This is a genomic window from Paenibacillus macerans, from assembly GCF_050565405.1.
In the GTDB taxonomy this organism is placed as follows: domain Bacteria; phylum Bacillota; class Bacilli; order Paenibacillales; family Paenibacillaceae; genus Fontibacillus; species Fontibacillus macerans_B.
Genome location: NZ_JBNYYG010000008.1, coordinates 26559 through 41657, shown reverse-complemented (window position 1 = coordinate 41657; position 15099 = coordinate 26559). Strand labels below are relative to the sequence as shown.

12 protein-coding genes are annotated in these 15099 nt (G+C 51.9%); 6 read left to right on the top strand and 6 right to left on the bottom strand.

Annotated features, from left to right (window positions below):
- Positions 1-3: 3 nt before the first annotated feature.
- Positions 4-1434, bottom strand: a complete 1431-nt coding sequence (locus tag ACQ4N8_RS07980) for a helix-turn-helix domain-containing protein (RefSeq protein ID WP_430703814.1) — start codon at positions 1432-1434, stop codon at positions 4-6.
- A 275-nt stretch (positions 1435-1709) separates the two neighbouring features.
- Entirely contained in the window at positions 1710-2258 is a 549-nt protein-coding gene (locus tag ACQ4N8_RS07975; protein WP_430703813.1) for a hypothetical protein, read from the bottom strand.
- A gap of 626 nt (positions 2259-2884) precedes the next feature.
- Here ACQ4N8_RS07975 and sleB point away from each other — a divergent pair.
- Positions 2885-3529 (top strand): spore cortex-lytic enzyme, encoded by a 645-nt coding sequence (gene sleB / locus ACQ4N8_RS07970; RefSeq protein ID WP_430703812.1) that lies wholly within the window; start codon positions 2885-2887, stop codon positions 3527-3529.
- Positions 3530-3719: 190 nt separating this feature from the next.
- On the opposite strand, the gene ACQ4N8_RS07965 is transcribed toward sleB, so the two are convergent.
- Positions 3720-3980, bottom strand: coding sequence for a hypothetical protein (locus ACQ4N8_RS07965; RefSeq protein WP_430703811.1), 261 nt, complete (start codon positions 3978-3980; stop codon positions 3720-3722).
- Between the two features lie 232 nt (positions 3981-4212).
- On the opposite strand from ACQ4N8_RS07965, the gene ACQ4N8_RS07960 reads away from it, so the two are divergent.
- Positions 4213-5394 (top strand): 4-hydroxyphenylacetate 3-hydroxylase N-terminal domain-containing protein, encoded by a 1182-nt coding sequence (locus tag ACQ4N8_RS07960; RefSeq protein ID WP_430703810.1) that lies wholly within the window; start codon positions 4213-4215, stop codon positions 5392-5394.
- A 231-nt stretch (positions 5395-5625) separates the two neighbouring features.
- A complete protein-coding gene (locus ACQ4N8_RS07955) occupies positions 5626-6768 on the top strand; it encodes a cation:proton antiporter (RefSeq protein WP_430703809.1) in 1143 nt (380 codons plus the stop codon).
- Positions 6769-6875: 107 nt separating this feature from the next.
- Here ACQ4N8_RS07955 and ACQ4N8_RS07950 read toward each other — a convergent pair whose 3' ends face one another.
- Positions 6876-8141, bottom strand: coding sequence for an Nramp family divalent metal transporter (locus tag ACQ4N8_RS07950; RefSeq protein WP_430703905.1), 1266 nt, complete (start codon positions 8139-8141; stop codon positions 6876-6878).
- Positions 8142-8441: 300 nt separating this feature from the next.
- Between ACQ4N8_RS07950 and ACQ4N8_RS07945 the strand changes: the two genes are divergently transcribed.
- Both ACQ4N8_RS07945 and ACQ4N8_RS07940 read left to right on the top strand, forming a co-directional pair.
- On the top strand, positions 8442-8642 hold the full coding sequence (locus tag ACQ4N8_RS07945; RefSeq protein WP_430703808.1) for a hypothetical protein: 201 nt from the start codon (positions 8442-8444) through the stop codon (positions 8640-8642).
- Positions 8643-8792: 150 nt separating this feature from the next.
- Positions 8793-9713, top strand: coding sequence for an oxidoreductase (locus tag ACQ4N8_RS07940; RefSeq protein ID WP_430703807.1), 921 nt, complete (start codon positions 8793-8795; stop codon positions 9711-9713).
- Here the strand turns inward: ACQ4N8_RS07940 and ACQ4N8_RS07935 are convergent.
- Together ACQ4N8_RS07935 and ACQ4N8_RS07930 are read right to left on the bottom strand one after the other, a co-directional pair.
- Positions 9685-12309, bottom strand: coding sequence for a LuxR C-terminal-related transcriptional regulator (locus tag ACQ4N8_RS07935; protein WP_430703806.1), 2625 nt, complete (start codon positions 12307-12309; stop codon positions 9685-9687). The two genes, ACQ4N8_RS07940 and ACQ4N8_RS07935, sit on opposite strands and share 29 nt — an antisense overlap.
- Before the next feature lie 192 nt (positions 12310-12501).
- Complete coding sequence (locus ACQ4N8_RS07930; RefSeq protein WP_430703805.1) at positions 12502-12666, bottom strand: hypothetical protein; 165 nt, start codon at positions 12664-12666, stop codon at positions 12502-12504.
- Between the two features lie 384 nt (positions 12667-13050).
- Between ACQ4N8_RS07930 and ACQ4N8_RS07925 the strand changes: the two genes are divergently transcribed.
- Positions 13051-15099, top strand: a complete 2049-nt coding sequence (locus ACQ4N8_RS07925) for a GxGYxYP domain-containing protein (RefSeq protein WP_430703804.1) — start codon at positions 13051-13053, stop codon at positions 15097-15099.

The window sequence follows — 15099 nt, the reverse complement described above, 5'->3', positions numbered from 1 at the left end:
TCACTATTTAAGCCAAGCTCTTAGTTCTTTAACCGCCGTAAAGTCAAGTTTCTCTATTTTCCTTATTAAATCCACAAGCTCGCCCCGCTTTGTCTTGTCACGGAGACACTTGTACCCATCCAGAGCGTTTATGCCTCCCGCAACCCCCCAGATTTGCCAACAGGTATCATGTATTTTGCTATAAAGATCCGCGATTTTATGGAGATGTTCATCGTTTTCCGCTGTTTCGTGCAGGAAGTCACCGAGATAACATCTTGCTTCAGCGTGATTCCCAACCAAAGTATGGTGAAACCAATATTTGTCGCGCAACTCTTCGTCGCTCATTGCTTCATAGGCCGGATCTGCGACGTATTTAGCCCAAGCGTCATAAGCCGTCGCGCCGGAGCAATAACCATCCAATTCATTTGCTGTCGTTATGGCAATGCCGCGCCGAATGATGTCTTTTAAATCAGTCTTTGGCTCTTTTGTATCTCTGCATAATACGATTTTCCATATGTCAGTATACCAGTCGGATTTACGGAACATTCCGTTGTTTTCACAGTCGGCGGGATGGTAGGATTGAAAATGGCTCCAGCCAAAAAGCGTGTCACCGCCGCTATCATAGCCGCACACAATCGAACATTCCGGTGGCCCCACAATGCCGAAGGCAAGCACGGGCCGACCTGCGTCAATGCTTTGGGTTATCAAACTCTTCATTTCGTCAAAATTCGAGGCTGTCTTATCCACGATCTCGCAGTTGTAACCAACATAGTCGAATGCGTAAAATAGGGTTGCGTTATGGTCATTTACTTGCGTCAAATCGAAACTGCTCGGACAATTCTCTTTATGCCAAAGCAGTCCGAAAGCCATTCCGGTTGCGGCCAAAATCGCATCGTATAGCTTACGTTTTGTGTACTCACGGTCATGGGCGTGGATCGTTTGCCACTTCGCATCCTCTCCGATGTACTCCATCAATGATGTCATACAAGCGGGCAGGGCAAAGCTTTCCGGCGATCGCATATCATTTTTTAGATTCGGAAGAAATCCTACACTCCTTACGTCAAGTTTTACAGACATGTTGAATCCTCCTTGAATATTGATTTGAATGGTAATCGGGTTGAACGTTTTTAACCGTTCCCGTGTCCGTATGGACGAGGGCGCTACACCATGAAAACGAGAAAACGCTTTCGAAAAACTTTCAGGCGTTTCGTAATAGTATTTAAGTGCCACATCAATCACTTTTGCTTTTCCCCTGAACAATTCTTGACCAGCGAGAGACAGTCTTCTGTTGCGGATATATTCGCTAATAGAAAAACCTGTGACTACATTAAATACTTTTTGGAAATAATCTTTTGAGGAATGTATGTTATTTGTAACATCCTCAACGCTGATATCCTTCAATAAATTTTCTTCAATGTAATTAATGGCTTTCTGAATATCGTCAATCCAATACAACTCACATTACCTCCTGCTCAAACAAATGGTAACCTGTTTATTAAAAAAAATCCTGTCATTATACGACTTTATCTGTCTATAGTACATTACCTTCCACTGTCCGCTATCTCCCGTTTCACGGCTACCTAATATCTCACTCACTATATAATTTTCTTCTGATTACGTGGAACAGTTTTCAGGTTTTCTCATTCCATGTCCCAAATCCTCCATAATAATGCTCATCAGAGTAAGCATCAATATTCGAGTCACATCTGGTACTCACACAAATACGTTGTTCATCCTTCCAGAATCTTTGAACTAATGATCTGGTTATCGTCAGATCGTGCAAATATCTCAAATCTTCCCCCCTGTTCCTCGGACTTTTTTGTATTAATTATTGAAGCCCTTAGGTTCTCGTTTGTAGCATAGCTATGAACGCTAATCGAATCGATATTATGATCGGTAATTACACCAAAAAGTAATGGATATGGTGATATAAATTCAGTCCCTTTTGTGCTTGGCAAATATTGTTGAGACCAAAAACTGTCTTTATCGTTTGCATTGTATGAATGAAACGTATGCCCTCCTCCATACCCCCATTTCCAACCCATAAATGTTTTTCGAACATATTCTGCACTAATAGTCTGACTGTCGGTTAAATCACGGAGTAAAAAAACGACTTTTCCCTTCCCTATTTCAATCTCATTCAATAATTGACCAACATTTGACTCTAACCTGGCCTTCTCAATGGCCTTAATTGGGGTAGACGAAGAATTATTACTCAAGAAAAAGTAACCTAAAATAGCAACTCCACTTATTAACACGAGAAAAAGAAATTTCCTCATAGGCCCTCCTTTTAGTCCTTTGAGCTCAGGCCCTCAAGCAGCTTAAGCAGCCTAATATGAATAGCTTCCAATAAAGAAATCGATTTGGACGTTAGGTTAACACTCACTGTTCGGACGCTTTGCACGATTATCCCATTTAATCAGGTAGCGGAGAAACAGATCGGCTTGAGACCACGAGACGGGCTTAGGACAAAGAGACAGGTTGAGGGGTTAGCATGATGACAATGCAGGCGTTACCACAGACGGAAGGTCCAGACTGCAGCAAAATCAGGTCTTTTCGTTTCCACCGCGCCTTGTCCTTAATCTCCTGTCCGGTCTGCTTTACTTCTCCTAACCCCCGACTTACTCCCTTAACGAAAGGGATAATCGTGCAAAGCAGCATGTAGAGACAACAAGTCACGAATTCTCTTCTTGATCCCAATTTTTAATTAATTCCACGTCTTCCCCATGAAAACCTTTTGATTGATCTGTACACTAGTTAGTAATCAGACATCTAAATAATCTTCCGTTCTTTTTTTGAAAATAATGCATGTATGTGTTAGCGGTATCCCCCAATGCCAAATGTTGTGGGTTGTCCGGCTCCCGGTCTCCCCCTACAATGTGTATTGGAAAGGAGGTCATTCGAGATGAAGACATTCCGAGGATTCCTTTTGCTTGCGATCATAGCATTTAGCTTAGGGATGTTCAGCGAAACGACGCATGCAGCCGCCGGCACGTTAAAGGTCGGCAGCACGGGCGGCGATGTATGGGATCTTCAATACAGGCTCAAAGCGATGGGCATATACGATGAACAGCTTACCGGTTATTACGGATCGTATACCAAAACCACTGTTCAAACCTTCCAATCGCGTTACGGGCTTCAAATTGACGGGTCGGCAGGACCGCAAACCTGGACGGCTTTGAAAAAAAACTCTCTGAACCAGAGCGAAATGGACATGCTGGCCAGGGTCATCTACAGCGAAGCCAGAGGCGAGCCCTATAAGGGACAAGTCGCCGTGGGGGCGGTTGTCATGAATCGGATCCAATCGGATCTTTTCCCGGATACGATTCGGGAGGTCGTTTTCCAGCCCGGCGCGTTTACGGCAGTGAATGACGGACAATATTGGCTCACGCCGGATCGTACGGCTTATCTGGCCGCGCTCGACGCAGTCCGAGGCTGGGACCCGACGTATAACTCGTTATATTACTTCAACCCGAACACGGCCACCAGCGAATGGATTTGGTCGCGGCCGCAAAAGCTCAAGATCGGGAACCATATCTTCACCGGTTAATCCGAAGCCAGGCTATAACAAAAACAGGATCAGTAGGTATCTCCTACATGATCCTGTTGCTATTACATAGATCCCGCCTGAATCATCCGGTTTCTGCGAAGCGCGCGAGCCTCCGTCGGACCTTTCCCGAGGTTCAGCGCGATCCAATCCGAACGCCGCCCCTTTTCCTTACATGCCGCTTCTCTTTACATCATGCCGCCCATGCTTCCGGAGCTTCATTACCATTCGTTTTCATTATAGTCATTCCTCCAATTGTACTGGTAGTTTTTGCTTTAGTTCCTTTTTGTTCGCGATCACCGCGAATATAGCCGTAGGTTTTTTTTAACAGATAGTAAGCGGCAAAAAGCAAACCAATGACGAGAATAATCAATAGGACTGCCATATACAAGTTTCCAAAGGATCCGAGGACATTCATTTGGCTTCCCTCCGTTGTACGGCCTACGGCTTTCATTGTTTTCTCACCTCCTTTTTCGTTAAGCGATATGGATTGGATTCGGTATGGCTCAAGAATACTAGTTCACTTTGTGGAAAGTATGAAGAAACCATGGGGAAAGCAAGTGGATAACTTAACGCTTCCCGATTCACACGTAATGTCTCCTTTGCAATATATATAAACAAGCGTATATCAGGACCATTCAAGAAACTCTGCGCACGTCTTAAATCCATGCAAAGGGAATGTATCCATGCCAATAAAAAACGGCAAGCAGTACATGGAGCGCATTGATCGTCAACGCATCAACGTCTGGTATAACGGCAAGCAAGTAACCGATCCGTTGTCCGGACACCCCGCCTTTCGCGGGCTGATCCGGACGCAGGCCGGGATGTACGATAAGCAGTGCGAGGAAAGCCTTCGCGACATCATGACTTATACATCGCCTTTAACCGGCGAACGCGTCGGCCTTTCTTTTTTGCCGCCGGAGAGCCCCGAAGACCTGATCCGCAGAAGGCGGATGTCCGAATCCTGGGCTGGGATCCACCATGGGTTTCTCGGCCGCTCGCCCGACTACATGAACACCGCCTTGATGTCGTTTTATACCGCCGCGCCCCTCTTGGAGGAAATCTCGCCGGAACATGCCCGGAACATGAGGAGTTACTACGAATACTGCCGGGACAATGACATCACCTTGTCCCACGCCTCGGCGATCGACCATCCGCTTTCCAGCCGATATGAGGAGATGGACACCTTGGTCATTTTTAACCGGGTCCTCGTTCCGCACGAGCGGGTATTTTATTACGGGGACGAGCGAATGTACGATCACCTGTTTCACGAGGGGCACTTTCACGCTTATGCGGGACATCACATCATTACCCGTTATATTGCCAAAACCGAATTTTTTCTCGGCCTCCTGCAGGCGCTGGCGGAGGAGCAAAATACGGACGCCGAGCCATCGTTCGTCAGCCGAATCGTCAAAGTTATGGCCATGCTGGAAAATTGGAAAGCGCTGCGGCTTGCTGCGGAATCCGGCGGGACGTATACCCCTTTCGGCCACTATGTCCCGGCTCTTGCTCCGCTTACCGCGGCGGGAATCCAGTTTCCCGACCTTCACGCGGAAGTGCTGCGGATGATCCAAACGCTCAGCGCCAGCCAGCTGGTCATGAACCCGTTTGCGGCGGATTTCGATTCGGTCAACCAAACTTACCTTGCGCTCTATTTACAAGGATTGTCGAGCCTGGCCAAGGAACGAACCGCACTTTTCAGACTGGCTTGGGAGCTGGGCGGCGGCGCATTCGGCGGCAGGCAAAACCAGTTCGAGCGTTTTTTCTTCGGCAACGGGAGCACGATCGCAAATCGCATGTACGATGGCTGCGAGGAGCTGGAGGAATACAAAACGAGGATATTCCGGTTGCTCGGCAAAGGAGTATAGCAGGCGAGTCCCGGTCTTGCGGAGTGATGGAAATGCGAAAAGCTGGTGCCTTTCGGGAGTATTTGCTATAATAAGATTAGTTGGTTAAAATTTGATATGTTTCGCCCGGAGGAGCCTGTCACCAAGGGGGTATTGTGCCGTTTTCGGTATGCTGCCGCCCGTGGTCGCAGGCTCTTTGTGTATTTTTTTTTGATTTATTCCACAAATTAACGGCAACGGAGGATGATAACATTGTTGATTTTTGAATTGGCCATCATTTTGATTGCTTCCAAGCTAGCCGGCGACCTGAGCGTCAGATTAAGGCAGCCGGCGGTATTGGGAAAATTGTTGATCGGGATCGTGCTTGGTCCCGCAATCCTCGGTTGGATTAACGAAACCGACATTCTGGAGGAGATCAGCCAGATCGGCGTGATCCTGCTCATGTTCATCGCGGGTTTGGAAACGGATGTTGACGAGTTTAAAAGAACCGGTAAAGCGTCGGCATTCGTAGGCCTCGCAGGCATTGCGCTCCCCTTCGGACTGGGTTATTTGACGGCAATTCTGCTGGGCATGCCCTTGTTTGAAGCGATCTTTCTCGGACTGCTGCTTTCGGCGACGAGCGTCAGCATTTCCGTACAGGCCTTGAAAGAAATGGGCCGGCTGAAATCAAGGGAAGGCACGACGATTCTCGGGGCAGCCGTCATCGATGACGTTCTCGTCATCATCCTGCTGGCCTTTGTGATGAGTTTCGCGGGCGGCGACGTTAACCTGGGCATGGTGATTCTGAAGAAATTCGCTTTTTTTGCGGTCGCCATCGTCTTAAGCTGGAAGGTCGTGCCTTGGGTCATGCGCAAGTTTTCGCCGCTGCGTGTTTCCGAATCGGTCATTTCCGCAGGCTTGATCATTTGTTTCCTGTTTGCCTATATGGCTGAGTTCGCCGGCGTTGCGGCCATCATCGGCGCCTATATCGCCGGCGTAGCCCTCAGCTTGACCGATTACAAGCATGAGATCACCGAAAAAATCGAAACGATCGGCTATGCGGTCTTCGTCCCGGTCTTCTTTACCACGATCGGCGTGAAGGTGGATTTTACCGGCGTTGCCTCGCAAATTCCCCTGATCGCCGGATTAAGCGCCGTGGCGATCGCGTCAAAACTGCTTGGCTCCGCATATGGCGCGAAACTCGCCGGTTTCGGCTGGCGAAGCGCGCTTGGCATCGGCTCGGCCATGGTTTCGCGCGGGGAGGTCGCCTTGATCATCGCCGCCATCGGCCAGGAGGCGGGTTTACTGAACCCGGACATGTTTGCCGTGATCGTGCTGGTCGTGCTGATCACCACCATCGTCACCCCGCCGATGATGAAGTACTTTTTCGCCCAACCCGAAAAATCCGCGCCATAAAAGGGCATCCTTCCCGGTCAGCCCGCCATAGTGAAAACCCTCCAAGCTTCGTGCAAAAACTTGGAGGGTTTTATTATTTCGCAGAGTGCTTGTTTTCCGGACTAGTTTCAAACCAGCATTTGCCATACCAGAAACAGATTAAGCCCGACGACCAAAGCGGAGATGATCCAGCCCAGCGAGGTGGTGATCCACCGATTGACCAGCCCGCCCATGATTTGGCGATTCGAGGTAAACAGGATGAGCGGAATCAAAGCAAAAGCGATGCCGAACGACAGAATCACCTGGCTCATGACCAAAGCGTTGGTAGGATTCACGCCCGAAATAATGATCGCCAGCGGCGGAATCGTGGTAATGGCCCGCCGCAGATACAGATTGATCCGTTTGTTGATAAAACCTTGCATGACCACGTCCCCGGCCATCGTGCCGACCGAAGAACTGGACAGGCCGGCGATCAACAGGCCGAGTCCGAAGGAAATCGCCGTCACCGGTCCAGCGATTTCCCCGAAATGCCGGAAGGCAACGTCCAGATCCTCGACCACCAATCCGTTTTTGAAGAGCAATCCCGCGGATACGACGACCATTGCCATATTGACGGCTCCGGCAATCAGCATCGCCAGGACGATATCGAAAAATTCCAGCTTGAAGATTTTCTTCTTCTCCGCTTCGTTTCTGCCGACGATGCGATTTTGCGTCAGCGAAGAGTGCAAATAAATCGCGTGAGGCATCACCGTCGCGCCCAAAATACCGGCGGCCAGCAAGATGCTGTCCACTCCCTCGAACCGGGGCGTGACGATGCCGGCGCCAACCACGCCGAGGTCCGGCTTGGCCGCAATCACCTGAAAGGCGAAGGCCAAAACAACGATCAGCACCATCGCCGCGATCCCGGCCTCCAGCGAGCGGTAACCCCGGCGTTGCAGCTCCAGAATTGCGAACGAGCCAAGCGCGGTGATGACGGCGGCCGGCAGCATCGGAATGCCGAACAGCAGGTAAAGCCCCAGCGCCGCGCCGATGAACTCGGCCAAATCGGTGGCGATGATGACCAGTTCGCTTTGAATCCATAAAAAGATCGATACGCCTTTGGGGAAGCGTTCATGCGCCACCTCGGGCAAGTTTTTGCCGGTGGCGATGCCCAGCTTGGCGGATAACGTCTGGATCAAAACCGCCATCAGATTGGATGCAAAAATGACCCACAGCAGCAGATACCCGTATTTGGACCCCGCGGTGATATTCGTGGCGAAATTGCCGGGATCGATATAGGCCACCGCGGCGATGAACGCGGGGCCAAGAAACGGCAACAGACGTTTTAGTCCCTTCGTCTGACCGTTTAATGCAGCATGTGCGGATGCCGTCATTCCCATTCCATTCGGTTCCATTTGAGTTGTTTGATGCGCAATACCTTGTTCCAACATGACTATCCCTCCCTTGCGCGATCCAAAGTTGTCTATATCCATTAAAGTTTCCTTAGTGCAACTTTATGATTTTAGTATATTCCTCATTTTGAAAAATGTAAATCCACTTTCGAAAATATTTTATCTTCGAATCCCGAAGTCCTTTCTAAACTGAAATTCAATTTTAACCGGATCGTTACTTGTTCCCCCCGCCTTTTCCTCTATCATATGCAATGTGTTCATTGCCAGACGAAACCGAATCGGGTGACCAAGGAGATGAAGAACATGAAGCAGAAGATTACCGTCAAAAAGACCGTCTTCGCCCTTTTCGCGGCGGGCATCGTCGGCGTAAGCTCGTGGGCAGCGTCCGGCGGCGTCGCAACGGCGCAGCAAACCAAGCTAACCTATATCCGCGGCGATTACAAAATGGAATTCGTTTTTAACGGCAGCACGGATCTGGACCATATTAATCTATTGAAAAAATGAATAACGCGGTTAATCGAAAACAAGGCAGCGGCGCTAAGTACCGCTGCTTTTTTCATGACTTCCGGCATCGCCAAACTCGCTCTGACGTGCTACGATTTATCCATATCGGCAAATGAACCGATCAGGATCTCAAGGGAGTTGAGAAATTTCATGGGCCAATCATGGACGAAAAACGACATCGGGGATCTATACGGAAAAGTAGCGGTTGTTACGGGAGCAAGCAGCGGAATTGGGTATGAAACGGCAAAGACTTTGGCCGAAAAGCGGGCCACCGTGGTCTTCGCCGTCCGGAACGCGGACAAAGGCACCGCGGCGGCCGGCAAAATCAAGGCTGGTTTTCCCGGAGCCGACGTCAGCGTCATGGCGATGGATTTAAGCGATTTGGCCAGCATCAGGGGGTTTGCGGCCGATTTTCTGGCGAGGTACGACTCTTTGTCTTTGCTCATCAACAACGCAGGCGTGCTTTCGCCCAAGACGCGTTATACGCAAGACGGCTTCGAAATGCAGTTCGGCTGCAACCATTTGGGCCATTTCGCGCTGACCGGCTTGCTGCTGGGGCGCTTGATTTCCACCCCGAAATCGCGAGTCGTCACCGTCAGCAGCAACACGGCGCGGAACGCGCGCCTCGAATTCAATCAAACGGAGGCCTTCCTGCCGCAGGACAAGCTGAAAGGTTACGGAACGAGCAAGCTGGCCAACCTGTTGTTTGCGTTGGAGCTGCAAACCAAGTTCCGCGAGCGCGGCATCGATTGCCTGAGCATCGCTTGCCATCCGGGCATGGCCAATACGAACGTCATTTCCTTCGGAGCTGGGAAAGCGGCCAATCCCTGGCTCCGCTTAGTTTACGGTCTGATCAGCCAATCGGCGGAAATGGGGGCGCTTCCCTCCCTTTACGCGGCAACCGAGCCGTCGATCCGGGGAGGCGAATATATCGGGCCAAAGGGCTGGGGCGGTTTGAAGGGCTATCCGGAAAAGCTGGCGATCGCCGAACAACTGTACGATCCGGACGCCTCGCGGAAGCTTTGGGAAGTATCGGAACGGCTCACGGGCGTAACGTATTCGTTCTCCTAGGACCCAATCCTTCGATTTCCCGGCCCCGTTTGATGGCCTCGACGCGATTTTTCGCCTGCAATTTGCCGTAAATCCGGTTGATATGGGCTTTTAACGTCCCCATGCCGATGCCGAGCGCCTGAACGATCGAAGGATTATCCATCCCTTCCTCCATACAGCGGAATATCGTCAGTTCCCGCGGCGTGAGCAGCGTTTCCAAGGCCTTGGCCGAAGGCGCCGTTCCCTGCCCCGTCCGCTCAAAGCTGGCCAACACTTTGCGTACGTACTCGAGCGGCGGGGCTTCGTCGTCGCGCAGGTTCCCTTTTTGCCGCTGTTCGACATAAACCGCGAGAAGCTCGGCGAGCCGCTGCCCTTTATCCGAGAATACCCGGACGTAATCGTCGGGTTTCGCGTGCTTCAGCGCCGTTTCCAGCTTGAGCAGCGCTTCCTGCGGCTTGCCCGACGACTGCAGGATGATCGCCTGCAGCGCTTCGATATCCAGCGCGTCCATCGGACGGTGGCCTTTTATCGCGACGGACAGCAGCTTGTCGGACAGCAGCCACGCCTCGGCGAGATGGCCGATTTCGATCAGCACCCGAACCAGGAACGTGTATACAAACAGTTGGTGCACCGATACCGGGTCCTCCGCCGATAAGCCGTAGCGCTCCTTCCATTCCAGCGCCTTGCTCAAGTCTCCCTGACGCAGCTGCAGCGCCGCCAACTCCGCATCCAGCAAAATCAAAGCCTCGTGAGCGCCGCCTTCGACCGCCCGCCGATAAGCTTCCGCGATCCATCCCTCGGCCTGCGCATCATCCCGTCTCGCCTGGCAGATGCGGGACAGGAACAACGATGCGGGAACGTACACTTTTTCCGGCTGGTAATGCGCCTGGCTCCGGCCTTGCAAGCCCCGTTTCAAATAATGTTCCGCCTGCTCCAGTTCGTTGCGTTCATACAGCAGCTCCCCGTAACACACGACCACCGAATCCTGCAAGCCCATCCGCCCCATGAAATCGATCATGTTCACGAAAAAGGCGTCGGATAGCCCCCGCGGCAAATGCTGGCCACGCTTCCCGTTATAAGACCGGTAAACCGAAGGCGACAGCGGCATTAGCGGGGAGGCAAAGATCAGGTCCGTCCCCTGCGGACTGTGCTCCAAAGAGAGCTGGATATATTTCAGTCCCTTCGCCATATCCATCTCGAATTGGGTCGCTTTGAAGTTCCTGACGTAATACAGGTAACCCAAATAACGATTGCTCTCCTCCGGCTCCCAGTCGGAGGAAGCCGCTTCGTAATGCTGTTCCGCCCGGCGCAAATGCTGTTCCGCAAGGTCGACGTCCTGCGCCCACAACAAGGAATAAGTGTAGGAAAAATAAAGATACGGGTGGCGCATCAGCATGTGTTCGGGTATCGCCGACAGCCACGTCTTCATCGTGGAAAATTCCCGGCGGATCAACAAACTGCGCATCTGCTCCAGCAGCCGGATCGCTTCATGGTAGAAAGCCCCGGCCAAATAATAATCCACGGCTTCCTCCAACAGCTCCCGGGATTCGCACCAAATCGCCGCGGCCCGAAGAAGCTCCGCGGTTTTCCTTGGGTGGCGGCGCGCCTGCTCCTTACGCAAGAAATCGCCGAACAAATGGTGGAATCGGTACCACTGTCTGGAATCATCCAGCGGGAGCATAAACAGGTTAAGCCGCGAAACTTCATCGAGCATCTCCGCCCCGCGATCACCGGCGACCGCTTGGCAAAGGGAGCGGCTCATTCGCTGCAACACGGAGACTTCGAGCAGGAATTGCCGGATCGGCTCGTCCAATGAGGCGAATACCTCTTCGAACAGATAATACTCCACGCCGCTATGCTCGGGAGACGGCAGCTTCAGCGCGTCCGGCCCTTCTGCATGGCGCCAGGACAGCGAAATCAGCTTCAATCCCGTCACCCAGCCTTCGGTTTGCTTCAGCACGCGTTCAAGCTGTTCCCGGCTCAGCTCTTTTTGGGCCGCCAACCGAAAAAACTGCACCGTTTCCGGCAAATCGAAACGCATCTGTATGTCAGGAATCCGGTAAACCCACTCCCGGCTGATCCAGCGGGCCTTGATAAATTCGTTGCAGCTTCGACTGGCAAAGGCAACATGCGTCCCCTGCGGCAGATACTCCAGAAAGAAGGAGACGGAAGCCAAGATATCCGGGTCGCGGATCGCGTGCCAATCATCCAGGATCAAGGCAAGCGGCTGCGGTAAGCCGCTTAGATCATTAAGCAAAGCGATGACCATCGGTTCGTAATGGCCCGGACTCAGCGAAGTTGCAGCCGCTTGAAACGCTTCGGATAACCGGCCGGCCGAACGTTCGATCGCCTCCGTGACGTAATGCCAGAATCGGATCAAATCATTATCTTTATCATCCAGCGACAGCCACGCTACCGGTCGGGTCAATTGCCTGGCCCACTCGCTGACCAGGGTCGTTTTTCCATATCCGGCCGGAGCCTCGACAAACGTGGCTCTGCAGCCCAATCCCTCGTTTAACCGATCGATCAGACGGGGCCGCGGCACGGACGCCTGGACCGGTTCGGGCAAATTGATTTTCGATAGGAGCAATAATGAGTTTTCATTGGTTTCGCGCATGGCTGTCCCCTCCAATGAAGATCATACCATGGAGAGGCCGCGGTGAGGACAAAATCGTGGGATCTTCGTCCCCCCCCCCTAAACCCATGCTCCCGCTTTGATTCCCTAGTCCCGCCGCTCAAGAAAAGAGACTTTTCCGTACTCAACAAAAAAAAGGACCTCTCTCCTTTCGGATCGTAGGCCCCTTTGCAGCTAGGATTGCTCTTGTTCTCGTTCCGCCTCTTCTTCGCCGGGAACAAAGGCGGTGACGTCCGGCTGTTCCGGCATAAAACCGGACCGCGTATGCGGGGTAGTGTCTTCATAAATCGTGCGCGGATCTCCATCCGTTTCGATCGGCGTCCGATCGCGATTAGGCATAATCCAATCCCCCCTTTTATGGGAAATAGAATCTCCCCTCCCGTTCCTTTTCATGCAGAACCGCTAAATCATCAACGCTCCCATCCCATGGGAACCAGAATCAAATAACCACTATATGATATATATGATATGTTAGAAAAACTGTATTACTCTTGTGAAAGGTGGTGTTTTGCCCTGAAAGACTGCGCTGATAACTTAGGGTTTATCTGTAACTTTCCCTCGATCGATGTGAAGTTTTGTCGAAAGTATTGAAATATATTAATGGATATATTAAATATATCTTGTAAGAACTCTCATTCAAGCCCTTATTAGATTCGCTAGGAGGTGGAACCTCGAACGCAGCTGTCCCCGTAACCCATTTTAAACTAAGAGAGGTGACGATTGATGATTCGCAAATGGATCATGCTAAGTTTGGCCTTGATTTGTACCTTTACCTTACCGTTAGGAGTATCCGCCGAAAGCTCCGCACAAACCGATTCGCACAAGAGGGACATCGTATGGCCGAAAAATCAAGAGCTTCCTACGTTCGCGAAACCTCAGCGTCTGGACGTGGCCCAAGTGTACGATGCGTCAGGCGATATCAAAATTTTGCTGACGACGCTTCAAGGCATTGTGAACCGCAAGGAGCCGAAAATCTACGTGCAGCAAAACGAGACCGATCCCTGGTTGAACGATATTCGGGTTCCTTATCGGATTCATGACGACGCCATGGACATCGTCAAAGCTTATGCCCGGGAAGTTAAGGGTGTCATCGTCTACGATCCGGCCGTTCCCGACTCCATCAATGTGGCCACGACCCTCGCCGGGCTGAAAGACGCCGTCGTGGCCAGCCCCGAGTTGGCCGAAGAGTTGGCTGCGGCCCCTTATCGTATGAAGGTGATTGAGGATCTGCAGGGGAAATTCCGGGATCGGATGGATGCGTATACTTGGCAGTATGAGCATTTATGGAGCCAAACGACGAAACGAATGCTAATCGGCCTAAGCCCGAACACGTCCATCCCGCTTCCCCCGGATAATTTCGATGCGTTCCGGACGATAGCCTCCGAATCGGAACAAATTCGCGATGCGAGCAACCGGAGCACGTATGACCTTGACTTGTCCGAGTTTTTAGGAGAGGATGCCGTCTATCTTCGCTTCCAGGATGCCTTCCCGCAAGACGGCTGGGGGCCTGCGGTTCACGAAATCAGCGTCACGGCGGACGGCGAGGAAATCATGCGCTTCGAAACCGGCACGCCGGAAGAGGAAGCGTATCTGTATGACCGCCAAGGCTCCAAATTCTTGCCGGGCAGCGATCATCGATTTGCCGATAACGGCAACTATTTCGTGTACGAATTCGTTCCGCCGGCCGGGACGGAGCAATTAACCGTGGCCGTGGAATTGTGGAACCAGTACACGGTCTCGGCCAGCAGCGTTAAACCGCTCTCCTCCGAACAAAAAGAACCCTTCGGATACCTCCGCGATTACGCGGTCGCCAACAAGGCGATGGTCTTCTGGCTCTCGTCCGGCGTGCCCGAGCAAAAGGCGCTGTTCGAGAAAATATTATCCGACGTTGAACCGGGGACGCCGTATCTGGGATGGTTCGATAACGACTTTGAAGGCGAAGTCGCCGGCATCGATCTGGCGTCGCAACATGGAGTTTACGTCCTGCCTGCCGACTGGTTCCACAACATGACGGTATTCTCGGGAACGAAAGTGCAGCCGGCCGGTACCGACAAACCCGAAACGCCCGAGCTGGAAAACAAAATCTACGTGACCTTCACGTTCGGCGAGGGGGACAATCTGCAATACGATCAAAATCACATGCGCAATTTGTGGGACGATCCCGCTCGCGGCCAAGTGCCGATCAACTGGACGGCCAGCCCGCTCCTGTATGATGCCGCGCCCGCGATTCTGGGCTATTACCGGTCAACAGCAACGGAGAATGACCAACTGGTAGCCGGGCCGTCCGGAGCCGGTTACTTCAGCCCGCAGGTATGGCCGGAAGAAAGCTATGCCCAATTCATGAAAGATTCCTACCCTTACTTGAAAAAATCCGGCATGTCTTATCCCTACGTGCTGAACCGTGAAGTTGCCCGGGACGTTCCGCTCACAAGCTCCAAAGCAGATGCCTACGTAAAATACTTAAAAGTGCCGGGCCTTTTCCTCGGAGCAGGTAACCAAATGGGGGTAGAAATCGTCAACGGGAATCTGCCCGTGTCCTTTCTCCGCGGCACCGCCACCGTTCAAGACGGCATGAACATCTTAAATGAGTTCAAAGCAACCTGGGACGGCAGCTCGCCGACGTTTATTTCGGTAGGGATCAACGCCTGGAGTATGAAACCAGCGGATGTCGTGGCGATCGTGGAATCGCTCGGACCGGAATATGAAGTCGTGTTGGCCGATCAATACTTCGCCCTGATTCGGGAAGCCTACGGACTTCCGCGGAAACCCTAA